This window comes from Chitinibacter fontanus, assembly GCF_013423785.1.
Lineage (GTDB): Bacteria > Pseudomonadota > Gammaproteobacteria > Burkholderiales > Chitinibacteraceae > Chitinibacter > Chitinibacter fontanus.
The window spans coordinates 2,250,740-2,273,583 of record NZ_CP058952.1; the positions used below are offsets into that span (position 1 = coordinate 2,250,740).

Annotated in this window: 21 protein-coding genes; 12 read left to right on the forward strand and 9 right to left on the reverse strand. The window is 48.3% G+C overall.

All coding sequences use genetic code 11. The annotated features are described in order from the left end of the window. Window positions 1–219 precede the first annotated feature (219 nt). Both HZU75_RS17765 and HZU75_RS10690 read right to left on the reverse strand, forming a co-directional pair. Entirely contained in the window at window positions 220–597 is a 378-nt protein-coding gene (locus tag HZU75_RS17765; protein ID WP_180306050.1) for a PilZ domain-containing protein, read from the reverse strand. A gap of 9 nt (window positions 598–606) precedes the next feature. Next, the gene (locus HZU75_RS10690; protein WP_180306051.1) at window positions 607–2,925 is read right to left on the reverse strand and encodes a penicillin-binding protein 1A; all 2,319 of its coding nucleotides are present in this window, start codon (window positions 2,923–2,925) and stop codon (window positions 607–609) included. 158 nt (window positions 2,926–3,083) lie between these two features. Between HZU75_RS10690 and HZU75_RS10695 the strand changes: the two genes are divergently transcribed. The 7 genes from HZU75_RS10695 to aroB are packed head-to-tail and all read left to right on the forward strand — an operon-like array spanning window position 3,084 to window position 9,710. Then, on the forward strand, window positions 3,084–4,157 hold the full coding sequence (locus HZU75_RS10695; protein WP_228028025.1) for a pilus assembly protein PilM: 1,074 nt from the start codon (window positions 3,084–3,086) through the stop codon (window positions 4,155–4,157). Next, on the forward strand, window positions 4,154–4,732 hold the full coding sequence (locus HZU75_RS10700) for a PilN domain-containing protein (RefSeq protein ID WP_180306053.1): 579 nt from the start codon (window positions 4,154–4,156) through the stop codon (window positions 4,730–4,732). Before HZU75_RS10695 ends, HZU75_RS10700 begins: the two co-directional genes overlap by 4 nt. Window positions 4,733–4,734: 2 nt before the next feature. Next, window positions 4,735–5,376, forward strand: coding sequence for a type IV pilus inner membrane component PilO (locus tag HZU75_RS10705; RefSeq protein WP_228028026.1), 642 nt, complete (start codon window positions 4,735–4,737; stop codon window positions 5,374–5,376). Window positions 5,377–5,398: 22 nt separating this feature from the next. Continuing rightward, complete coding sequence (locus HZU75_RS10710; RefSeq protein ID WP_180306054.1) at window positions 5,399–5,923, forward strand: pilus assembly protein PilP; 525 nt, start codon at window positions 5,399–5,401, stop codon at window positions 5,921–5,923. Then, window positions 5,920–8,037: a type IV pilus secretin PilQ gene (locus HZU75_RS10715; protein ID WP_180306055.1), complete on the forward strand. Its 2,118-nt coding sequence runs from the start codon at window positions 5,920–5,922 to the stop codon at window positions 8,035–8,037. The genes HZU75_RS10710 and HZU75_RS10715 overlap by 4 nt, the downstream gene beginning before the upstream one ends. A gap of 51 nt (window positions 8,038–8,088) precedes the next feature. After that, the gene (locus tag HZU75_RS10720) at window positions 8,089–8,619 is read left to right on the forward strand and encodes a shikimate kinase (protein ID WP_180306056.1); all 531 of its coding nucleotides are present in this window, start codon (window positions 8,089–8,091) and stop codon (window positions 8,617–8,619) included. Continuing rightward, window positions 8,616–9,710, forward strand: a complete 1,095-nt coding sequence (gene aroB / locus HZU75_RS10725) for a 3-dehydroquinate synthase (RefSeq protein WP_180306057.1) — start codon at window positions 8,616–8,618, stop codon at window positions 9,708–9,710. Before HZU75_RS10720 ends, aroB begins: the two co-directional genes overlap by 4 nt. On the opposite strand, the gene HZU75_RS10730 is transcribed toward aroB, so the two are convergent. Beyond that, entirely contained in the window at window positions 9,641–10,879 is a 1,239-nt protein-coding gene (locus HZU75_RS10730) for a YihY family inner membrane protein (RefSeq protein WP_180306058.1), read from the reverse strand. The genes aroB and HZU75_RS10730 overlap by 70 nt on opposite strands. 59 nt (window positions 10,880–10,938) lie before the next feature. Here HZU75_RS10730 and wrbA point away from each other — a divergent pair, with 59 nt between their 5' ends. Next, a complete protein-coding gene (gene wrbA / locus HZU75_RS10735) occupies window positions 10,939–11,538 on the forward strand; it encodes an NAD(P)H:quinone oxidoreductase (RefSeq protein WP_180306059.1) in 600 nt (199 codons plus the stop codon). Next, window positions 11,538–11,909: a DUF2069 domain-containing protein gene (locus tag HZU75_RS10740; RefSeq protein ID WP_180306060.1), complete on the forward strand. Its 372-nt coding sequence runs from the start codon at window positions 11,538–11,540 to the stop codon at window positions 11,907–11,909. The genes wrbA and HZU75_RS10740 overlap by 1 nt, the downstream gene beginning before the upstream one ends. Before the next feature lie 76 nt (window positions 11,910–11,985). Here the strand turns inward: HZU75_RS10740 and HZU75_RS10745 are convergent, their stop codons facing one another. Continuing rightward, on the reverse strand, window positions 11,986–13,650 hold the full coding sequence (locus HZU75_RS10745) for a chitinase (RefSeq protein ID WP_228028027.1): 1,665 nt from the start codon (window positions 13,648–13,650) through the stop codon (window positions 11,986–11,988). A 248-nt stretch (window positions 13,651–13,898) separates the two neighbouring features. Here HZU75_RS10745 and metF point away from each other — a divergent pair, with 248 nt between their 5' ends. After that, a complete protein-coding gene (gene metF / locus HZU75_RS10750; protein WP_180306061.1) occupies window positions 13,899–14,735 on the forward strand; it encodes a methylenetetrahydrofolate reductase [NAD(P)H] in 837 nt (278 codons plus the stop codon). A 58-nt stretch (window positions 14,736–14,793) separates the two neighbouring features. Here the strand turns inward: metF and HZU75_RS10755 are convergent, their stop codons facing one another. From HZU75_RS10755 to HZU75_RS10770, 4 genes are all read right to left on the reverse strand, one after another. After that, window positions 14,794–15,297, reverse strand: coding sequence for an outer membrane lipoprotein (locus HZU75_RS10755; RefSeq protein ID WP_228028028.1), 504 nt, complete (start codon window positions 15,295–15,297; stop codon window positions 14,794–14,796). Between the two features lie 99 nt (window positions 15,298–15,396). Then, complete coding sequence (locus tag HZU75_RS10760) at window positions 15,397–16,008, reverse strand: 2OG-Fe(II) oxygenase (RefSeq protein WP_180306062.1); 612 nt, start codon at window positions 16,006–16,008, stop codon at window positions 15,397–15,399. Continuing rightward, window positions 16,001–17,995 carry a site-specific recombinase gene (locus tag HZU75_RS10765; protein ID WP_180306063.1) on the reverse strand — a complete coding sequence of 665 codons (1,995 nt, stop codon included), beginning with the start codon at window positions 17,993–17,995 and terminating at the stop codon, window positions 16,001–16,003. Before HZU75_RS10765 ends, HZU75_RS10760 begins: the two co-directional genes overlap by 8 nt. A 320-nt stretch (window positions 17,996–18,315) precedes the next feature. Further along, on the reverse strand, window positions 18,316–18,582 hold the full coding sequence (locus HZU75_RS10770; protein WP_180306064.1) for a YkgJ family cysteine cluster protein: 267 nt from the start codon (window positions 18,580–18,582) through the stop codon (window positions 18,316–18,318). A 148-nt stretch (window positions 18,583–18,730) separates the two neighbouring features. On the opposite strand from HZU75_RS10770, the gene HZU75_RS10775 reads away from it, so the two are divergent. After that, a complete protein-coding gene (locus tag HZU75_RS10775) occupies window positions 18,731–19,492 on the forward strand; it encodes a carbohydrate binding domain-containing protein (RefSeq protein WP_180306065.1) in 762 nt (253 codons plus the stop codon). Next, window positions 19,492–20,748, forward strand: a complete 1,257-nt coding sequence (locus tag HZU75_RS10780; protein WP_180306066.1) for an acyltransferase family protein — start codon at window positions 19,492–19,494, stop codon at window positions 20,746–20,748. The genes HZU75_RS10775 and HZU75_RS10780 overlap by 1 nt, the downstream gene beginning before the upstream one ends. Before the next feature lie 96 nt (window positions 20,749–20,844). On the opposite strand, the gene HZU75_RS10785 is transcribed toward HZU75_RS10780, so the two are convergent. Then, window positions 20,845–22,833: a hypothetical protein gene (locus HZU75_RS10785; RefSeq protein ID WP_180306067.1), complete on the reverse strand. Its 1,989-nt coding sequence runs from the start codon at window positions 22,831–22,833 to the stop codon at window positions 20,845–20,847. Between the last annotated feature and the right edge of the window lie 11 nt (window positions 22,834–22,844).

Genomic DNA, 22,844 nt, shown 5'->3' on the forward strand with positions numbered 1-22,844 from the left:
AGCTAGAAATAGCTGGGCTTTTTGCTGTGTGCGAGAAATGGGGAAAGGGATTCAGAATGAAGGTGGGGTGGGTATTTGTCACATGCCATTCTGCAGTTTAAGGTTAAGCCAATTACCCCTATTGAATATCTGCTAAGGCTACCCGTTGATGGGCTCGAATCGATCGAGAGGAGTGGCTTAAGATGCTTACAAGGGGTGTTAAGAATCTTGATATACGTTCTATTTAGAATTTAGTGACTGCTGCTCTAGCAGAAAAATAAATCGCTGAAGAAGGTTTTTTGCGTTCGAGGTGAGGTGCTGAAATTTGCAGCTAGTACGAACTGTGGCAATGCCATTTTTAAGTGTGACTGCAGATTGAGATCCTATTAATAAGTCGCAATGGATAATGCCTAGTGAGCCAAGTTCGACTCGGCAGCCGCGCAGTAGCTGCCCGCTGTCTAGTTCAAAATCAGGATGGATGCCCAGTAGTCCCAGTCCGCCATAACTAATGTCAACGATTGGAATGGCAGACTCGTCGCTACGATTGGCTGTTGGCACATAGCATTGTGCAGAAATGCTTGCAGGAATAGGTTGGCGGAAAAAATCACGTCGTTGCATGATCTGGGCTCAGAATAGTAATTCTTTAATTTCGCCAAGCGGTTGTGTGCCACTTGAGTCCTCCTGACCGCCACCGCCTCCTAGTCCAAGTTCGCTATTTGTATTTGGGTATTCTTGTAAATAATATTCGGTTTGAACACCTTTTTCTGTTTCTATAGTTTTGCTGGTCACACCTTCAGGTATGGTTTTGCTGTTCTCTGGAATATTATTGAGTGCGGTAGACATGAATTTGACCCAGACAGGTAGGGCTGCGGCTCCACCAGTTTCCCGGGCTCCTAATGAGCGAGGTTGGTCAAAACCAATCCAAGTTATTGCGACTAGGTTCGGATTGAAGCCGGCAAACCATGCATCAAATGCATCGTTAGTTGTTCCTGTTTTACCTGCCAAGTCATTACGTCCGAGTACTTTGGCTTTGGTGGCCGTTCCCATTTTGATAACATCCTCCATCATGCTTGTCATGATGAATGCATTGCGAGGATCAAGTGTGCGAGGGGCATTCTTGCCGGCGATTTCAGGTTGCGTTTTAGCAATGATTTTGCCATGGGGGTCTTCAATACGATCGATGAAATATGAGCGAACCCGATAACCATTATTGGCAAATACTGCGTAGCCTTCCGCCATTTGAAGCGGCGTAACGCTACCAGCTCCAAGTGCCATTGTGAGGTAGGCTGGATGATTTTTTGGTGAAAAACCAAAGCGCGTAATATGTTGCTGCGCATAATCAGTGCCGATGGCCTGTAGGATTCGGATAGAGACTAGATTCTTGGAAAGGGTTAGCGCCTTACGCACCGTTGTCATTCCAGAGTATGTTCCATCATAGTTTTTGGGCTCCCATTTTTGCCCATTTACCGTTTGTGGGTCGATCACCAAAGGTGCATCGTTGATCAGTGTAGAGGGGGTTACACCGCGCTCAAGGGCTGCTGAATAGATGAATGGCTTGAAGCTGGAGCCCGGTTGCCTCCAGGCTTGTGTAACGTGATTAAAGTTGTTGCGGTTGTAATCAAATCCGCCAACTAATGCTTGAATTGCGCCTTGCTCCGGATTGAGAGCGACCAATGCGCCTTCTACTTGAGGAAGTTGACTAATTGTCCAGCCTTGATCAGTTGCTCTGATGCGTATAACAGCCCCGGGGCGGATGCGTGTTGCAGGTGCGTTCTTGTCTGATAAAGCACTGCGGGCGAAGCGCAATCCATTGCCTTGAATCGTGATTTTTTCTTCGCCTTTGATGTAAGCTGTTACGCTTTTTGTGTCTGCTGCGATAACAACAGCAGTGCGCAAATCATCGGTATCTTTGATGTTGCTAAGCGCCTCATCAAGTTGCTCTTCTTCACCTGCAACGAGTAAATTAGGATCAATAAACCCCTCTGGGCCGCGATAGCCATGGCGTGTGTCATAGTCAATCAAGCCGCCACGCAGTGCGTCATAGGCAGCTTGCTGAGTTTTGCTGTCAATCGTTGTATAAACTTGATAGCCCTCGGTGTAAATAGCGTCTTTGTAACGCTCAAACATCATCTGACGTACCATCTCTGCAACATATTCAGCATGTACGGGGAATTGTAGTGCAGACTTGTTGACTGTGAGCTGCTCTGTTTGAGCCTGTGTGTATTCTGTGTCTGTAATTGTTTTAAGTTCGTGCATGCGACGTAGAACATACATTTGCCGCAATTTTGCACGCTTCGGATTTACCACTGGATTGTAAGCAGATGGCGCTTTGGGAAGGCCCGCTAACATTGCCATCTCAGCAATGCTTAATTTATCAATCGATTTTCCATAATAAATTTGTGCCGCCGAAGCGAAGCCGTAGGCTCTTTGGCCTAAGTAAATTTGATTAATATATAGTTCTAAAATTTGATCTTTTGAGAGGTTGTGCTCAATCTTAAACGACAATAATGCTTCATTAAATTTCCGACTAAAGGTCTTTTCATTTGATAAATAAAAATTCCTGGCAACTTGCATTGTGATGGTGCTTGCGCCAGACCGGGCGTGCCCAGAGATTAAATTCCCGCCAATCGCACGAAGAACACCGAGATAATCAATCCCACCGTGCTCATAAAAGCGCTCATCCTCTGCTGCCAAAAGAGCGTTGATCATCTGCTTGGGCACTTTATCAATTGGTGTAAAGGCACGGCGTTCTTCACCAAACTCACCGATCAATACCTTGTCGGCAGTAAATACTCTTAATGGCACTTTGGGCTTGTAATCTGTTAACGCTTCGAGAGATGGTAGCTTGGGGTAGGTGACCGCGATTGCTAGGCCAGACAGACAAATCGCAACCAGAGTTAAGCATGCAAAGATTGTGAAGCAGATTAAAAAGATTTTTTTTGTCATTGCAGTTGCGATCGTTTGTTTATAAAGTTCAAGCTAAGGTATTAATGTACTTGGATTGGCGCTTTGTTGCAAAAAGCGATGTGGCTAAAAGCCTTTCTTTACACTGTAATGTGTACGCTGATAGCATTTTTCGAATTACATATAAGGGGGCTATTGCGTTGAACCTCGATTTTTTAAAGCCATCAGCACCACCACTGATCGGAGTGGACATCAGCGCTTCCGCTGTAAAAATGGTTGAGCTGAGCCAGACGGGGCGCAATTTTAGCTTGGATCGCTATGTAATTGAGCCACTACCCAAGGATGCGGTTACCGATAGTAATATTACCAATCCGGATGCTGTTGCAGAAGCAGTGCAGCGTGCTTGGAAGCAGCTTGGTAGCAAGATTAAGAATGTTGCAATTGCACTACCCGCATCTGCAGTAATTACCAAAAAGATTTTGGTGGCTGCTGGGATGAATGAGCGCGACCTTGAGATGCAAGTTGAAACAGAAGCAAATCAGTACATCCCATTTTCATTGGATGAGGTGAATTTGGATTTTCAGGTGCTAGGTTTTGCCGCTAATAATCCAGATGAGGAAGAGGTTTTGATTGCAGCAGCAAAAAAAAGCAAAGTTGAAGAGCGTGTTGCTGCGATCGAGGAAGCAGGTCTAAAAGCCTCGGTGCTAGATGTGGAGTCCTACGCAACTCAGGCAGCATTTGAGTTAATGCGGCCGCAACTGCCTAATGCTGGCGAAAATCAGATTGTGGCAGTTGTTGATATTGGTGCAACTGCGATGCACATGAATATTTTTAAGGATGGGCAGTCAATTTACAGCCGCGATCAAGCCTACGCTGGGAATCAATTGACACAAGAAATTCAGCGTAAATTTAATATGTCATCTGAGGAAGCTGAGCAGGCCAAGCGCCAAGGTGGTTTGCCGGATAATTATGAGCCAGATGTATTGCAACCATTTATGGATACATTGGCGCTTGAAATCTCACGGTCACTGCAATTTTTCTATACATCGAGCAACTACACTACTGTAGATCATATTTTGCTGGCAGGTGGCTGCAGTGTAATTCACGGTTTGGATGAAGTGGTTTCTAGTCGCACTCAGGTTGCTAGCACTATGAGGGCTAACCCTTTCTTTAGTATGTCTACTGGGAAGGTGCGTGGGAAGCAAATACAACTTGATGCGCCTTCGCTATTGATTGCGTGCGGATTGGCTATGCGGAGGTTTGACCCAGTATGATAAGAATTAACTTATTGCCTCATCGGCAAGAGAAAAGAATCGCACGTCAGCGCCGGTTCGTTGGCATGTTGTCGTTTTCGTTCTTGACCGCATGTGGCATTGTGATTGCTGGATATTTATTACTTTCTGCGCGTATCGAATCTCAAAATGAACGTAATGAATTTTTAGCTGCAGAAAACGCAAAACTGGATAAGGAAATAGCCGAGATCGAGAAGTTAAAGGCTGAGAAACAAGCATTGCTTGATCGCAAACAGATTGTCGAACGCCTGCAGTCAAATAGAACGGAAGTTGTTCATTTGCTTGATCAACTAACTAGGCAAGTTCCTGAAGGCGTTTATCTCAAAGACGTAAAACAGACTGATGATTTGCTAGTTTTAAATGGATTCGCTCAATCAAATGCGCGTGTTTCCACCCTGATGCGAAATTTGAACGATTCTCCGATATTCGAGCAGCCACTATTGATTGAGGCAAAAGCTGCTAGTGTTGGTAATCAACGACTGTCGGATTTTACCTTGAATATCAAGGTAACTCGAGCTGTTTCTGATGCGTCAAATGTTGCGAAACAGGGGAAATAAAAATGGCAATTACATTTGATGAGCTGAAGAATCTAGATCCTAAAGACGCTGGTAATTGGCCGATAGTCGTTCAACTGGGGGCTATGGTTATAGTCATGGCTGCAGTTGTGGCGGCAGGAGTTTTTTATTTTTGGCAACCTCAGTTCGACGAATTGGATGTTGGAGCTCAAAAAGAAGAGCAGCTAAAACAGGAATTTTTGGATAAAAAGAAGAAAGCCATTAATCTCGAGGCTTATCGGCAACAGCTGCTCGAGATTCAGCAGTCGTTTGGTGCCTTGTTAAAGCAATTACCCAATAAATCTGAAATGGAAACATTGCTGACCGAAATTAATCAGGCTGGAGTTGGTCGTGGTCTATTGTTTGAGTTGTTCAAACCTGGTAGTGAACTAAAAACAGCTGAATTTGCTGAAATGCCAATTCAGATTAAAGTGACTGGTTCTTATCATGATCTTTCTGCATTCGTGAGCGACGTAGCTCAGCTATCTCGTATCGTTACCTTAAGTGATATAAAGCTCTCCGTGCCTAAAGATCCAGCCTTGCTTAATATGGAAGCTACGATCAAAACGTATCGCGCGCTTGACGAAGCTGAGCAACAAGCCATTCGGCAGGCTGAGCTTGAGGCTCGCAAGAAGAAAAGACAGTAATGATTCTATCCGGAGATAAATAATGAAAAGATGGATCTTGCTGAGCTTGACATCCTTAGCATTAACGGGGTGTTTAAGTGAAAAAAATAGTGATCTAAAGGCTTGGATGAATGAACAATCTGAAGGCTTGCGTGGCCGTGTCGAGCCTTTGCCTGAGGTGAAGCCTTACCAGCCGTTCACTTATGATGCATTTGTGTTACCGGATCCTTTTAGGCCAAGTAAAATGGAATTGGCGAAGAAAGCTGGCGGTAGCGGAATTGCACCCAATACGAACCGTGTTAAAGAAGTTCTTGAAAACTACGATCTTGAGAAGCTAAGAATGGTTGGAACGCTTCAGCAAGGGAAAATAATTCAGGCCTTAGTAAAGGCTCCTGATGGCAATCTTTACCGAGTTAAGGTTGGTAGCTATATGGGGCAAGACTTCGGTATGGTTACCAGCGTTTCAGAGACAGAGATCACCCTCAAAGAAATTGTAGAAGACAGTGGTGGTGATTGGGTTGAGCGGACAACGACTCTTAGCTTAGATGATGCGGAGCAAAAGAAATGAAAATGAAGACAATAATGACCTTGGCCTCACAAGCAGTGTTTCTCTTGCTAACCCCCTTTGCGTTGGCTGTTGATAGCTCTAGCATTACAGCGATTGATGTTAGTAATGTTAGTGCCGAGAAGCAGGTGGTGAAAATCAGTTTTAATGGTGTACCACCAACGCCGACTAGCTTTGCAGTTAATACCCCGCCAAGAATTGCATTTGATTTTGCCAACACGACAAATCAGGCTGGAAAAAATTCAGTCCAAGTGAATGGCGCAGCTCTCCGTCTAATAAATGTTGCAGAAGGAACTGGCCGAACACGCTTGGTTTTTAACTTGCAAAAACCAGCTTCTTATGAAACTAAAATTGAAAATAACGCATTACTGGTGACTGTCGATGGGGCTGCCGCCATGTCAACGGCTAAAGGTGCTGTACCTGTTGCAAGTAATGCAAAATTTGCAGAGGCAAAGCCATCTGGCAAACGTGAGGGGATTCAAGATATTGATTTTCGGCGCGGTACCTCCGGTGAAGGCAAAGTGGTTATTGATTTATCAAGTTCAAATGTTGGTATTGATATTCGCCAGCAAGGTAAAAAATTATTAGTCGAATTTTCAAAAGTTGCCTTGGCCAAAAATCTTGAACGGAGTTTAGATGTTTCGGATTTTGGTACGCCAATTCAAAAAGTCGATACCTTCAGCCAAGGTGACTCAGTAAAAATGCTGATCGAGCCAAAAGGCAACTGGGAGTATTCAGCTTATCAGACCGAAAATCGCTTCGTGGTTGAGGTCCGAGACGCTAGCGAGAAAACAAAAACTGTACAGTCAAAGCCTAATTACAAAGGTGAAAAACTGTCACTCAATTTTCAGAGTGTAGAGATTCGTACGGTATTACAAGTGATTGCAGAATTCACTGGGCTTAATATTATTACTAGCGATACAGTGAATGGTGCCCTCACTTTGCGTTTGAAAGATGTGCCTTGGGATCAAGCCTTGGATATTATTTTGCAAGCTAAAGGTCTGGATCAGCGCAAATCAGGTAATGTAATGTGGATTGCTCCACGAGATGAATTGGCATCTAAGGAAAAGCAAGAGCTTGAATCTAAAAAGCAAATTGCTGAGTTGGAGCCTACTCGTACTGAGTACTTTGCTTTGAAATATACCAAAGCAGATGATATGAAATTGGTACTTACTGATGAGAAACAAAAGTTACTCTCTCCTCGTGGTAGTGCTGTAATTGTTCCACGGACCAATCAAGTTATTGTTCAGGATATACCATCTAAGCTGGAACAAATTCGTGAACTGATCGCAAAAACTGACATTCCTGTACGCCAAGTTATGATTGAGGCACGGATTGTTGAAGCTGAAGATGGCTTTAGCCGCAATTTGGGTGTTAAATTCCACGGGATCTATAATGGACGAGGCGACTTGGCTGGAGCTAGCGGTGGCCTAACAACTAAAAATTACCCGATTGCAGTTACTGACCCTGTCACTGGCTTACCAAAAGCAGATACATACCCTGGACCAGCATTGTCGGGAAATACCCCTTCTGTTAATTTGCCCGCAGCGGCTATTGGTGGTTTCAATCCAGGATCGATTGCCATGCTCTTGGCAGGCTCTGATGGTCTTCTTGGTCTAGAACTGTCGGCCTTGGAACAAGATGGCAAGGGTAAAATTGTCTCAAGTCCACGGTTGGTAACTGCAGACCAAGTTGAGGCGGTGATTGAAGATGGTCAAGAGATTCCATATTCTGAATCATCACAAAATGGTGCTACTTCAGTTTCATTCAAAAAAGCGACTTTGTCCTTGAAAGTGACTCCACAGATTACTCCTGACGGTAATGTGTTTATGGATGTGGCTGTTAACAAAGACAGCCGTGGTGAAAACACCTTAAGTGGGCCAGCAATTAACACAAAACAAATTAAAACCAAGGTCTTGGTTGAGAATGGTGGCACTGTGGTGATTGGTGGTATTTATATCGAAGATACAACGAATACAGTTACTCAGGTGCCATTGCTTGGTGATATTCCTGTAATGGGCAATTTGTTTAAAAACCGTTCTACAGCAAAAGCTAAACGTGAGTTACTTATCTTCTTAACACCACGCGTGTTACAGTCTGATCTTACATTGCGCTAATTGTTAAAGCTTGGTGAGCTAGCATCGCTAAGCTGCGTAGATTCAAGTAAAATGCCTGGTATGAAAATGCCAGGCAATTTTTTTTTAGTCGGCCTAATGGGAGCCGGCAAAACGACGGTCGGTCGTGCTTTAGCAAAAGCCGCGGGTAAAACATTTTATGATTCTGATCATGAAATTGAGGCGAAAACTGGTGCACGCATTCCAACCATTTTTGAACTTGAGGGCGAGAACGGTTTTCGGCAGCGCGAGGCAGAGGCTATTACAGAGTTAACGCAGCTGAAAAATATCGTATTAGCTACAGGTGGTGGTGCGGTACTAAATCCGCTCAATCGTGCAGCACTTCGCCGTCATGGCTATGTGATCTATCTGTGTGCGACGCCTGAAGAGCTATATCAGCGGACTTGCCATGATAAGAACCGCCCGCTGCTACAAACGGCAGATCCGAAGGCACGTTTGAGTGAATTGTTTGCCATTCGCGATCCACTTTACCGTGAAGTGGCTGATCTTGTTATGGATACAAGTCAACAAAGCGTTAATTCACTGCTGCAACTGCTCCTTAAAGAACTGGAACGTAAAACATGAACACCCATGTGGTTCGCGTTGATATCGATCACGCACCTTACGATATTTTGATTGGTAAAAATTTGCTCGCGACAGCAACTGCAATAGGTCAGCATTTGCGCCAACCGCGGGTTGCGATAGTTACCAATACCACTGTAGCTCCGCTGTATTTATCTCAACTAGTTTTTGCATTGCAGGCGCAAGGGATTAGCTGTCAGGAAATTGTATTGCCTGATGGAGAACAATTTAAAACTTGGGAATCCCTCAATTTAATTATGGATGCGCTGCTCACTGAGCGAGCTGAACGCAAAACCACACTTATTGCACTAGGTGGCGGCGTTATTGGGGATATGACGGGTTTTGCTGCTGCTATTTACCAGCGTGGTGTGCCATTTATTCAAATTCCGACCACCTTGCTTGCACAAGTGGATTCATCAGTAGGCGGGAAAACTGCGATTAATCATCCTCTAGGCAAAAACATGATTGGGGCGTTTTATCAGCCCAAATTAGTGCTTGCAGACTTGGATACATTAAAAACGCTACCTGACCGTGAATTCTCCGCCGGAATGGCTGAAGTGATTAAATACGGTCTGATTGATGATCTAGAATTCCTGCAATGGCTCGAAACACACATTGATGCATTAATGGCGCGGGATGAAACGTTGTTGGCTGAAGCTATTCGACGCTGTTGTGAAAATAAAGCCAGAATCGTAGCCGCCGATGAAAAAGAAACTGGCCAGCGTGCATTGTTAAATCTTGGGCATACATTTGGGCATGCAATCGAAGCGGGATTAGGCTACGGAGCGTGGCTGCACGGCGAGGCGGTAGCGGCAGGTATGGTTTTAGCGGCCTATGCATCTGCAGCATTAGATCATTTATCTGCAGAAGATGTGCAGCGTGTAATCAAATTACTAGAAAAAGCGCGTTTACCTGTTATATCGCCCAATCTAGGTGCTGAACAATACAAAGCCCTGATGGCGCAGGATAAAAAAGTTGATGCTGGCCGCATTAAGTTTATCCTTCTGCGACAGCTCGGTCAGGCTTATATTGGTGAGTTGCCAGAAACGGCCATCGATGCGGCGCTATCAGCAGGATGTGAAGTGGTCAAATAATCTGCCAAACTGATTGCTAAAGCGGCCTTGGCTTGCTCCATATGGGGCGCTAGGCCGCTTTTTTCATCGCTACTTAAGGGGCTTACTATTAGCTCAAATACTTGATTGAGCATAATATTGTTTGAACTGCCCGCTAAAAACCATTCCCCATCACGGTTTGACTCAACCCAGCCACGTTCTGCCATCTGATCTAATAAATATTGCGTAGCATCGACCCCCAAACCTACGCGCTTGCGTAGTTCATTGATATGCAGAATATAAGACTCTCGATGAGCGAGCGCTAATTCGCTCAGAATGCGCATGGCTTGCTCAAAGCGGGTGCCATGGTGATCATCCCACTGCCATCCATCATTGTGCCAATACGACAATGTGGCCGATATAACTGCGCCACCGAGCACAATAACCCAGCAAACATAGAGCCACAGTAGGAAAATAGGAAAGCTGGCAAATGCGCCATATACCAGTTTGTAGGTGCCAAACTGTTTTAAATACAGCGCAAATAACCATTTCATTAACTCGAGAAATACCCCCGTGATGAGTGCCGCAGTAAGGGCATGCTGCCGTGGTACAAAGCAATTTGGCAATGCCAGATAGAGCAAGCTCAAAGTACCAATCACCAGCATCATCGGGCCGATTTTAATAAAATCGATGCCAAAACCAGTCAAATCACCAGCCTGATTCGATAACCAGTTGGTTAGTGAAAGGCTTAGGCCAATCAAAAGTGGCGCAAGAGTGAGAGTGGCCCAATATGTGAGAGTTCTGGAAAGTAGCTTGCGCTGGCGGCGTACCCGCCAAATGTTATTGACTGACTTTTCAATAGTCATCATCAGCAAAATTGCGGTTGCGAGCAAACCAATCATGCCAAAAGCGGTAAGTCGGTCTGCATTGTCGGCAAATTGCCGCATATAAACGCCAACCACTTTTCCTGCCGCATCCGGCACTAAATTAGTAATGATAAACCCACGAAACTTGCTGCTGATTCCACTGAACATGGGAAAGGCAGAAATGACCGTTAATGCGATGGTGAATAGCGGTACCACGGCAAGCAGGGTGGTGTACGTTAAACTGCCTGCTGTTTCAAGGCAGCGATCAGCATAGAGCCTACGCCCAACAAAACGGGAAAAACCAATGACACGGCGCCAAAGCGGCAGGGAAGAGGTATCCGACATGATCGCATGATTAAGCTTGAATCCCTTTATAATACCGCAAACTTTGAGTGAGCCTGGTGATGACAGAAATATTGGTGTTGTATTACTCCACGCATGGCGCAACACGCCAGATGGCCCAGCTAATTGCCCGTGGTGCAGAATCAGTTGCAGGGGTTGGAGCACGCTTGCGGACTGTACCGCGCATCTCAACCGTCTGTGAAGCGATTGAAAGTGCAATTCCTGATGCCGGTGCGCCCTATGTTGAGCTTAGTGATTTGCGCGAGTGTGCCGGTTTAGCACTGGGTAGCCCTACTCGATTTGGCAATATGGCTGCGCCGATGAAGTATTTTTGGGATTCAACCATCGCACAGTGGTTAGACGGCACATTAATTGGTAAACCTGCCTCTGTGTTTACCAGCTCGGGTACTTTACACGGCGGCAATGAATCTACTTTGCTCACCATGATGTTGCCCTTGTTACATCATGGCATGGTGATTGTGGGGACTCCTTATTCGGAAGCCGCTTTACTCTCGACTACCACTGGTGGCACGCCTTATGGCCCAAGCCATTGGGCTGGTACTGATTCGACTCAGGCTATTTCTGAGGCAGAACGCCAGCTTTGTCTGGCGCAGGGAAAGCGATTGGCGCAGATTGCGTTGCAATTGCGTGAGGCACAGTGATGACTTTGACGGCTAAACATTTACCTTTATGGCAATGGATTACCGTTGCCTCTGTTTTACTGATGGTATTGCTCACTATGCTATGGGAACTGTGGCTTTCACCGCTATACCCTGGTGGCTCGTGGCTGGCGGCCAAGGCTTTGATTATGTTGTTGCCTCTGCGTGGCTTATTGCATGGTAAACGCTATACCTTTCAGTGGTACACGATGTTTGTATTGTTATGGTTGCTGGAAGGAATTATGCGCGCTTATGCCGAGCAAGGGGTTGGGCGCTATTTGGCGCTCATTCAGGTGGTGCTAGTCGTGGTCAGTTATACGACGGCAAATTTGTATGCTAAATACTCAGCACCATCACGGATGGTTAAGCAGTAACCGAGCTGCGATATGTGTATGCAGTAAAAAGCCCCTGCATGCAGGGGCTTTTGTTTGAATTACCGTATTTAGCTACTTATTTTGGATAAGTATTCAGGTACGCTTTGTGGCCTTTGGCAAAACTATAGCCGCTGGTTTTATCCCAGTTAATCGACCATGTCATCACGCCACGCAGATCAGGCTGCGCTACTAGCGGTTTGTACGAGCCGCAGTTTTGCAGTTTCATCAGGCAATCAAGCGCTTTTTGCGTGTCCGCTACTGACAGATAACCGCCAGATGGGGCGGCAGCAGCTGTTGATGGCAAGCCAATACCAACTTGGTCTGGACGCAGTGGTGGGAAGAATTTGTTAGCATCACGGCCCACATTGAAACCCGTCAGCAGCATATCAGTCATTGCAACCTGGAAGTCGATAGTGCCTTGGTTGTAGGTTTTGTCATCCTTGCCTGAAATGCCGCCTGTGTTGTAGTGCTGTACGTGCAGCATAGTCAATTCGTTGCGCAAGCCGTGAATGATGCCAAGGTAGCCACCCCAGATGCCGCCCGCCACGCCGTAGCCACCTTGCACATAAGCCACTTCTGGTGCCATGGTCACACTGAAGCTGCCGCCAAAGCGCTGTTTCAGTGCTTTAACGCCTGCTACCAGGTTCACAACTTGTGGCGTGGTTGGGTTACGGAAGTCTTCGCCCGCACCAATTGATAAGTTGTTTTCGATGTCGATGTCGATACCGTCAAAACCATATTTGGCAATGATGTCACCCATTGATGCAATGAATGCATCACGTGCTGCAGCACTATCGAGCACGATCACACCGTTAGCACCGCCCAGGGAAACTTGGACTTTTTTGCCCGCAGCTTGTTTGAGTTTTATGTCGGCAAGGAAATCCGCCTCGTTAAACAATTTATCCAAAGTGAAGACCGCTTTGCCTTTGGTCCAAGGGTCACCTTCAGCAAATGATACATTGATGATGTCATACTCATCAGGCACGTCTTTGAGGCGAATCACGCCTGAACCATTATCAAAATTGTGCCAGTAGCCAACCACAGCGTGTTTTGGCAAGGTTGGGCAGTTGCTTGCGCACGGTGTTGCCGTTGGCGCTGGAGTTGGTGTGGCGGTCACAACTGGTGTGGCAGTCGGTACTGGGGATACGGTTGGAACTGGTGATGCAGTTGGTACGCTAGTTGGGGTTGGTACTGCAGTCGGTGTTGGCGTTGCCACTGTGCCGCTGATTAGTTTCCATGGACCCCATTGATCCGCGCCCGGAACATTGTTTTGAGTCCACCATTTCGCTTCATACACACCGCCATTGTAGCTAACTCGTTCGCCACCATTGTAAACGGCACTGCTGCTCCAAGCTGGTACGCCAGAAACGGGAGTAGCTGTCGGTGCTGTCGTTGGCGCTGTAGTTGGTTTTGCTGTGATAACTGGAGTGGCTGTTGGCGCATTGGTGCTGACTGGCGTAGCTGTTGGGGCTGTGGTTGGAGCAGTTGTCGGTGTTGGAGTGCTGCTGCTAGTGCCGGTTTCTTTCCACAGCGTAGGCGTGCTAGCCGGATTCCAGTTAGCGCCCACGTAGGCAGTGTGAGTAACCAGTGCGGTGTAGGTTTTGCCGTTGTAATCAACGGTAGTGCCTGCAGAATAAGTGTTGCCTTCTTGCCAAGTTGCTGCGCTCACGCTGGCTGCAAGTAGCAGTCCACCGATTACGGCTGCAATACGGGTACGGCGCATCATGGTGCGTTGAGTCATCTTTTGTCTCCAACCAATTTGTTTTAGGCGCGGCGGTCTATGGCCGCTTCATTGTTGCTGATTTGCTCAGCGTTTCGATAGTAAGACAAATAGCTTACAAAAACAATTGTGCTGCAAACCCTTGTTGCGAAAAAGAATTTATGCTTACTGGTGTGAAAAGTATTATTGTGTTTTATGAGAATAATTCATGATTTTAATGTTTTTTGTGCGGTAATATTCATGCATTAAATCAACGAAAGTTATGCCTGATGAAGTCCGCACTACGCCCAATTAGTTTCGAATTTTTCCCGCCTAAAACACCAGAAGGGGCCGCAAAATTGGCGGCAGCTCGCCAGCAATTAGCGCAATTTAAACCCGAGTTTTTTTCGGTGACTTTTGGAGCCGGGGGCACCACACAAGAAGGAACGTTACGTGCGGTACTCGCCATTCGTGAAGCCGGGTTCGCTGCTGCGCCGCATTTGTCCTGTATTGGGGCGACGCGCGATAGCATTCGCGCCATTGTGCAGCAATACAAAGACCATGGTATTCGGCATATTGTGGCGCTACGCGGGGATATTCCATCGGGTATGGTTGATCTTGGCGAGTTTCGTCATGCCAATGAATTAGTCAGCTTTTTGCGTAGCGAGTTTGGTGATTGGTTTCATATCGAAGTAGCAGCTTATCCCGAGTTTCATCCGCAATCGGTGAGCGCTGAAGCAGATTTAGCGCATTTTGTGCGCAAGGTGCGTGCCGGGGCCGACTCGGCGATTACGCAGTATTTTTTCAATGCGGATGCTTATTTCCGTTTTGTGGATGAAGCGCAGGCGCGCGGTGTGCAAATACCGATTGTGCCTGGCATTATGCCGATTCAAAACTACAGCCAGTTACAGCGTTTTTCGGATATGTGCGGTGCAGAAATTCCACGCTGGCTACGTTTGCGCTTGCAGGGTTTTGGTGATGACAGTGCTTCGATTCGTGCTTTTGGTTTGGATGTGGTGACCGAGCTGGCCGATCGCTTACTTGACGCGGGGGCGCCTGGCTTGCATTTTTATACCCTCAATTCAGCAGCTGCCGTTTCTACGATTTGTCAGCGCTTGGGGTATTGATGGGTATTGCTCTGCAGGTTGCTATTTAATTAAGCTACAGAGCAATACGCCTAACCTTTTAAAGTGAGGTTCCGGCCTTGGTTGCGGGTTTGTTGGCCGTAGGTACAACGCGCGCGGTATGCCCATCGGTGATGACATCCACATGTTGACCTACGACGAAATTAACATCCGCATCCTGTACCACCACTACACGCTGCCCGTTATCCTGCATCAGAATGGTTAACTCTTTGGCTGGTTTGCGGGTAATGCTGGTTTCTACTTTATTACCCAGCATGCCACCGAGTATCGAGCCCAGCACCCCGCTGATGACGGCGCCGGTGCCTTTGCCTATGTTGGACGAAGCCGCCACCCCGCCAATGACGGCGCCAGCGATAGAGCCAACACCGGTACTGCTATCGTCCATCTGCACATCACGCAGATTTTCAATTACACCTGCTCGTGCGCTGGCTAACTGCTTTAATTCACCTTTTTTGTATACATTGGCTGAGTCAGCTGTGATGCAGCCTGTGAGCAACATGCTGCTGGTCAATATAGCGGAAAGCAAGATAGTTGTTACGCGCATGACAGATCCTTATACAAACTAAAGCGAGTCGCAGCGCAGTTTACGCTGTGTGAGCCGATTATTCTGTGCCTTAGTGCATATTTAATCGGCAGCTGCGTGCTACAGGCTGCGGCGGCGATACCAACCGGTGAGTGATACCCGCTCGCGGGTGGCTGGTAATACCTCATGCTCAAAACGATTCGACATAAATACGACTAGGGTGCCGCCGTAGGGAGTGATATCTACTGATTGCGCATCATCTAGATAAATACGCAATTGCCCACCATCGCTAGCTTCCCAGCTTGGGTTGAGATACTGCACCACGGTAACCACTCGAGTGTCTTGCTCACGGTGCTGGTCGAGGTGGCGTTGATAAAACGCGCCGGCAGGATAGCTAGCAAAATGCCATTCCAGCTCGATGAGGCCTAGGTAAAGGTCACGATTAAGCTGTTGCTGTAAGGCCGCCATACGCGCATTGGCGTTGAGCATGGCCGCATCATCGTGCTCAACCCACAGTACCGAGTCGCCACGAATATCATTGCGAACCTGATGACCCGCTTCGCGGCCGACCCCGGCTCGGTTAAATTGATCTCGGCGCTGCTGCGCCAATTGGTGCAGCTCACCCACTGTCGCGGCGCTTAAAAAATTGGGCAAAACGATCCAGCCCGGCCCTGCGAGGGCATCACAAATCTGGTTTAGAGTTTCGGGTGCAATCAGCGCAGAGTCAGTCATTGGTTTTCTCGGGAATCACTTTAGGGGCAATAATAAAATCGATTGGGCGCAAGCAAAAACGCGCCCAGAGCAGGCCAATAATTGGTCGCAGTTCAGCCAGACGACGTTTACGGGAGCGTAGTGCTACCCATAGCGCTAGTACAAAACTGGTAATCAAATTGGTCGCACCGATCAGTGCAATACCAGTCAAACCCCAAATCACGCTCCACAGAGGCAAATAGAAATCATTGGCTGCTAGTGCGTACGAGAAATTGGCGGCAGAAAAGGTAATGTGGCGAATATCAATGGGCAGACCCAGTAAAATCCCTATGGTGCCAATGCAGCCAAGCATAAAGCCAAAATAGAAATTCCCGGCTAGCGCCCCCAAATTATGCTCGATGTATTCGCCCACTTTTTGGCTGCGGTAGTCACCGATTGTTTTGCGTAAAATGGGCAAGGCGGCGATACGTTCAGGGATTTTGTTATACAGCGCTTTATTGTCGTAATAACCCGAAATCAGCCCTGCCAGAAATAGGCAGACACCTGCAATGGCTGCATGTGGAATCCCCATGCCGGAAATTGGAAGTAAATCATGCATTAAGTGGGTGGCCTTTTCGGGGCCAACCACGTGCTCGCCCAAGCGATCCCACCACAGCCAAGCGATCCCCAGTGCCACTGGCATGGCGAGCAAGACGTTACCCAAAATCGCAATAAATTGGGTACGAACTACTTTAACGATCAGTTCGACCAGATTGCTATACCCTTCGAGGTTTTTACTGCCCGGTGCGGGCAAGGCTGCAGCAATCCGTGCTGCAGTCATGGCCGGTTGTTTGGTCGCAATCGTGCAATGCATCAGGTGGATGAGCATAAAACCAATCGCGTAATTTAGGCTAAATGCCATAGCTTCTAGCAGCAGGGGCAAATGTGCCTTCGCCACCAGAATTTTGATCAGCGCCATAAAGCCGACCACGATGCCCGCGCCAGCCGCAGAGCGAAACATGTCTAGCCATTCACGCCGAGATTCGCTGGTGTAATGCTCGCCGGTATGGCTGGCATGTTCAGTAATTTGTAGCGCCAGCAATTCGGTGTTTTCACGGAAAACATCGCCGACACTATTTTTGCGGTTTTCAGCCTTGACCAGAGATAAAAACAACCGAATCAGTGCTTCGCCTTGTGGCGCACTCGGGTCGACTAATTCAAACAGCAATTTCATCCGGTCAATATGCTGTTTTAAGCGCAGCAGGTGGTAGGTCAGGCTGACCGAGGCGCCGTTTTTCGACGCATATTTCCACACCTTGCCCATGATGACTTCACATTGCTCTAACAAAACCAGCAAATGGCTGTGGTCTTCCTCGGGCTTAGTACGAGTGGTCAGATCATGCCGATATTTCTCGATGTAATTGAGGACTTCGGCATTGAGTCGAACAAAGGGCGATTCAAACCGCTCTACATCCGGGTGGTTACGGATGACCTCCGGCTCAAGGCCAATCGCCGAAATACGGCATGATAAGACTTGGATCGCTTCAAGTTGCTGCAGGCGAATATGTGGCGGGAGCTCGTTGGGGGCGACTTCTTCCATGTGTAGGGCATGGCCAATTTCATACCATACCTCGTGGGGGATTGCCTCTAGCCATAAGTAATCACTTCGCTTGTGGAAGATTACCCCCAATAAATCGCTGAAGTGTGCTTCGTTGATCGTGGGGGGTAACAGTTTGGCACCAATGCGACGTTTTACCGCCGTCATAAAGCTCTCATTAAGCAAGATGCCGGTTTCGGTATATAGGTTCACCTGCCGAGTATTATCGAGCAATGAAAAAAATTCACAGCGCAAAGCGGCGCGATACTCAGGATGTTGCTCCAGCAAATAACACAAAGCCCGCGCATTATTCACCGCCGTCACATGATCGTCTGCCTTACTTGGGCGCAGCGCATCAACTAATGCTGTTAGCTTAGTGAGCGAGTCGTGGTCGGTTTTGCTGGTTTGCATGTCGCGCAGCAGGTGTTCCATTGCTTGTATTCCTCTCTGATCGGGCAATACCAAATTGGTTTTTTTGCAGAAAGTTGGAATTTATTTCTTCACTGTTGAAAAAAATAAACCCATGCTCAATAAAAAAGATCCAATGCAAATCGTCGTCACAATTGTGGAGTCAAAAGCGAAGCAATCCGCACTATTCGAGCGACAAACTCGAAAGAACACATGCTCCCCCTGAGTATATTGATAAAGCAGCAGGTACCCCGATAGCAACGTAAACACAAAGCTAATTAACGCTAGACATTTTAGAAAAACGCGGGTTAATTTTGTTTTCATAATCATGATGCGCCTTTTGGCTACTTAAAGGTCTTTGGTGCAGTCGCATTCTCAAGTTCTGCCAAATAAAACATCGCCTGAGTCCTAGTTTCCCCGCACATTTCAATATTCGGTTGCAGCCCCGCGCACACGGCAGGGCGGTCGGGATGATTGAAGATTTTGCAGCGCAATGCTTCATCGAGCTGCACGCAAGGCACGCCCGCGGGCTTGCCGTTGGGCATGCCGGGAATCGGGCTGGAGATGGAAGGGGCGGTGCAGCAGGCGCCGCAGTGTGATCGACATTGCATTTGGCCGATTATACCTGATACCTGTCTACATCAAGTCTGACAAGGTTGGTGCTTAGTCTACGCGGCTTTGGTACATTGACGAACTAATACAAATAGATCAGCGTGCTACCCGCAAGGCCGTTAGAGCCACCATGGATGGAGTGTGAAAATGTTACGTCAAACCGTATTGGCTGTTAGCCTAAGCGTGGCGCTGTCAGCCGCCCACGCCCAAGAGGCGCAATCATCAACCAATCAAGCGCTGGTGAATGAATCATTCGAGAGCGGCACGGCGCTACCTAGTGATTGGACCTTAACCGCGTGGCAGCCCAATATCTCGACCGCCACGGTTGAGGTCGTCAGTGCTGCCGATGGTCAGCAGGTGCTGCATTTAAGCAGTAATAAACCCAATCATGTGCGCGTGAATAAAACCATAGCAGTAGAGCCTAATCAAACGTATTTATTCCAAGCCAAGGTCAAAGCACGTGGTGCTAATCCCGACAAGTTGGCTGCTGTGATTGGTGTCGAAGGGGTGTACGACGTGAGCGAGACAGTACGCTCCGATGGTAACTGGCAATTGCGTCAGGTGTATATCAAATCGAATGATGCGAAAGAAATTCAGCTGCTGCTCGGCTTAGGCCATTTTGGCAATGAAAACCAGGGTGAGGCGTGGTTTGATGCGGTGAGCTTAGAAAAAGTTGCTGAGATCCCAGCTGGTGCCAAAGTACTCGAAATGCCGCGCTCGCAAGCTAAAACCGAGAACGTCACCGCGGCATTGAGCCCCGCCGCACAAGGCAAAGCCGCGCCATGGCTGATGCTGGTTGGGTCAACGCTGGTGCTGTCGGTGATCGGAATGGGCTTGGCCATGGTACTGATGCGCAGAAATGTCATCTCCAAAGATGGCTCTAAAGATGACGTGAAGGGTGCCGCATAATGAGCTCGCCCATCCTAGAAAACCCGCACGCGCCGACGAGTGCGGCGCAGCATATTGCAATTGTCGATGGCCTGCGCGGCTTGGCAATTTTGCTGGTCGTGCTGTTTCACTACTGGCAAATAACTTGGTGGGTGATCCCTGTGCCGTTGACGGGCGGAGCGATCAATTTTGAAATGATTCAGTACGCTGGCGCGCTCGGTGTTGAATTATTTTTCTTTTTAAGTGCATTTTGTCTAGCCTATCCGCACGCCAAAGTGATGCTGGGCAAAGGCAGCTTGCCGAGCATTGCCCACTACACCTACCGCCGCGCAATCAAGATTTTACCGTCGTACTGGCTGGCAATGATTTTGCTGCTGGTGCTACTGCCCGACATGTACCCGACCAGCGGGCAACGTGGCTATTGGACCGACATTCTGATGCACTTGGGCTTTGTCCATAATCTGTTTCCGGACACCCACGGCAGTATCAATGGTGTATTTTGGTCGCTGGGCGTTGAAGTGCAGTTTTATGTGATTTTCCCGCTGCTGGCATGGGGTTTCCGGCGTAAGCCGTGGCTGGTTTTTGCGCTGATGTGCGCGGTGGCCTTGATTTATCGCCACTGGACGCGCACCTTGCCGATCGGTGAATTTACCAATCTGAATAATCAATTGCCGGGTTTTCTTGACCTATTTGCTGGCGGCATGTTGACGGCGTATTTGTTGGTATGGGTGCGAGAACAAGGCCAGAGTGTGCTCAACGCAGTAAAGTCGGGCATGGGCGTCATCGTTGCGCTCACGCTGCTAACGATGCTGCTGCTGTTTAACGATCTATACCAAATCCGCTTTGAGCCTGATTCCTACCCAATCTGGCAATCGCAACATCGGCTGTTTTTCTGCTTTGTGCTGATCGTATTGACGGTGGCGGCGACCTACGCGCATGAAATCTTCCGCACCATCCTCGCCAATCGCGCGCTGACCTTTTTATCGCTGATTTCGTACAACCTGTACATCTGGCACCAAGTGATCGCCCGTGTCATCAAAGAACACGGCTGGTGGAGCGCCGCAACGCCAACGCCCACCGACGACCCCACTTGGCGCTGGACGATGTTCTTTGTTGCGTTCATCGCATCCATCATCGTCGCCAGCCTGATCACCTACTGCTTCGAGCGACCATTACTGCAATATGGGGTGAAGGGCTGCTGGGCGAGGTTGAAAGCCAAGATGGTAGGGTATATGGCGGAAGAAGAATCTAACATTGAGGTTAAGGCTAATACATGAGTGGGTATTTGGCGGGTGGGCTGCTAGATATTCAAATGTCTTATCCGTTAACACAATAAAAAGGCCGCTATTGCGGCCTTTTTATTGGATGGCAAATTACTTCCGATACGCCTGCGCTCGTGCCGATACCGCCAGCACCTGCACCTGCCCATTATCAAAAATCACCGGATATTGACCAAACAGGCTTGCCATCTCGGGGTAGCTGTTGCGCTCGAAATCGCTGACGTAGATGTAATCGACCTTGTGTTGGGCGATCAGCGCGGGCCGCTCGGCTGGGCTTTGATAGATTTTTTTCACGTCTTCGTGGCGCTGCGCGGTGTTGAGGCCGTGGAAGAATAAGTAGGTATCCGTGCCGACGACGATATTGCGGCCGGTGAGTGCCGCGACGGTGTTGTTGTGATTGTCGGCGGTGACAAACATCGCGTCAGTCGGCGTATTCTGATCAATAAACTGCGCCGCAGCGACGTGCGCGGGGTTGTACGCGGTGTAGGTCGAGACCCATTCACGCGCCAAGGTCAGCACGCCAGCAACGCAGCCAATCGCGATGCTAAACACTAGTAAATTGGCCGCCGCCAAATAACGCTGGCGTGCTTTCAACACGCGATAGGCGCTGATGATCACGCACGCGGCGGTGATCGTGGCGAACACATACCAGATGTAAAACAGCTTGTTGTTGTCGTATAAATTGGGCTGGAAAATCACGAGCTCGGCGACGATGTAAATCGCCAGCGGACCCAGTTGCAACAGCGCCAAGTTTTGATCGAGTAAGTGGCCTTCACCTGCGTCGGCCGCGGCTGCCAGTTTTTCGCGCCATGTGCTGCGCGCCAGTAGCGCCAAACCCATCAGCCAGCCCACGTACACGACGCCCATATTCTTCAGGTAGAACCAGAAGTAGGGGTCGATTTCGAGCTTGTTGACCCAGTTCAGGTGGAAATGGACAAATCCACCGCCAGCGGTCGCCTGTGGGAAAGTCCAGTACACCAACTGGCCAATCGCCAGCGCAATTGCAGGCAGGCCGTACCAGCACCAATCGATGATGACTTGTACGAAAGCTTTACGGCGCAAAACTAAATCCACCCCGAGCCAGCCGAGTGAAATCAGGCCAATCGCCATAAATGAGTGGGTATGGATCATTGGCAGCAATCCTACCAAGGCTCCTGCTAGCATACCCCAGCCACGTTTGTCTGCGCGGCTACCGATTCGGGTGAAGCGCAGCAGCGCCCACAGCGCAAACAGCGCAACTGACCAACCCGCCATTGTCGTGCGCTGCGGGATAATCATATCGGCGATCACGTTCGACCAGCGGATATTCATCTCGTTGTAATTGGTCGGCGTTTTGTAGAACTCGGTCAGAATTTGCGTGAAGGTGTATTCGTGCCAGCCAAAAAAATAAATAAAGCCCAAGCCGCCGTTAAAGAAAAACAGCAGCATTGCAAGTTGCGTCGCGCGTTTGTCTTTGCTCACCTCAAACGCGAGCAGGATAAAGCTGAACACAATCATTGCACACATCAGCAGCGAGGGCAGCAGTAGCGCCCAACGCAGCGAGAAACCCATCTGATACAGCGATGACGAAACGAGATTGACCAAAAACGGATAGCTCAGGCGATGCCCCGGCAAAATGCTGTAATCAGGCGGGAATACTTGCTGGCGCGCCAGCGAGGTCACCATGCCCATATGCATTTGTAAATCGCCGAACGTCGATTGGCCAACATCGTAGCCATTTGCTGTGGGCAAAATCAGATGCGTGTGTAGCAGATAGGCCATTAGTAAAAACAGCGGCAAACCCAGATACAGCAGCGTTTTGGGCCGCATCTGATAATTCAGAGCCGTATTGCAGCGAAGTGGCGTCGCAAAGGCGTAAATACTGCCCGCTAAGCCACACGATAATGCCAATCCTAGCCCGTGACTGAGTGAGCCAAATTGCCAAAAGAAAGCAAATGGTACTGGTGCCCACATCAATGCCACTGTGGCCAGCACGCCACCCGAGCCCAAGCGAACCCACTGTGGATGCTCCGCAAACAGTTTTTGGGCTGCATAGCCCCAGGCGGTCAGATGCAGGGCAAAATAAATTACAGCAAATAACATCGTGATTCCTT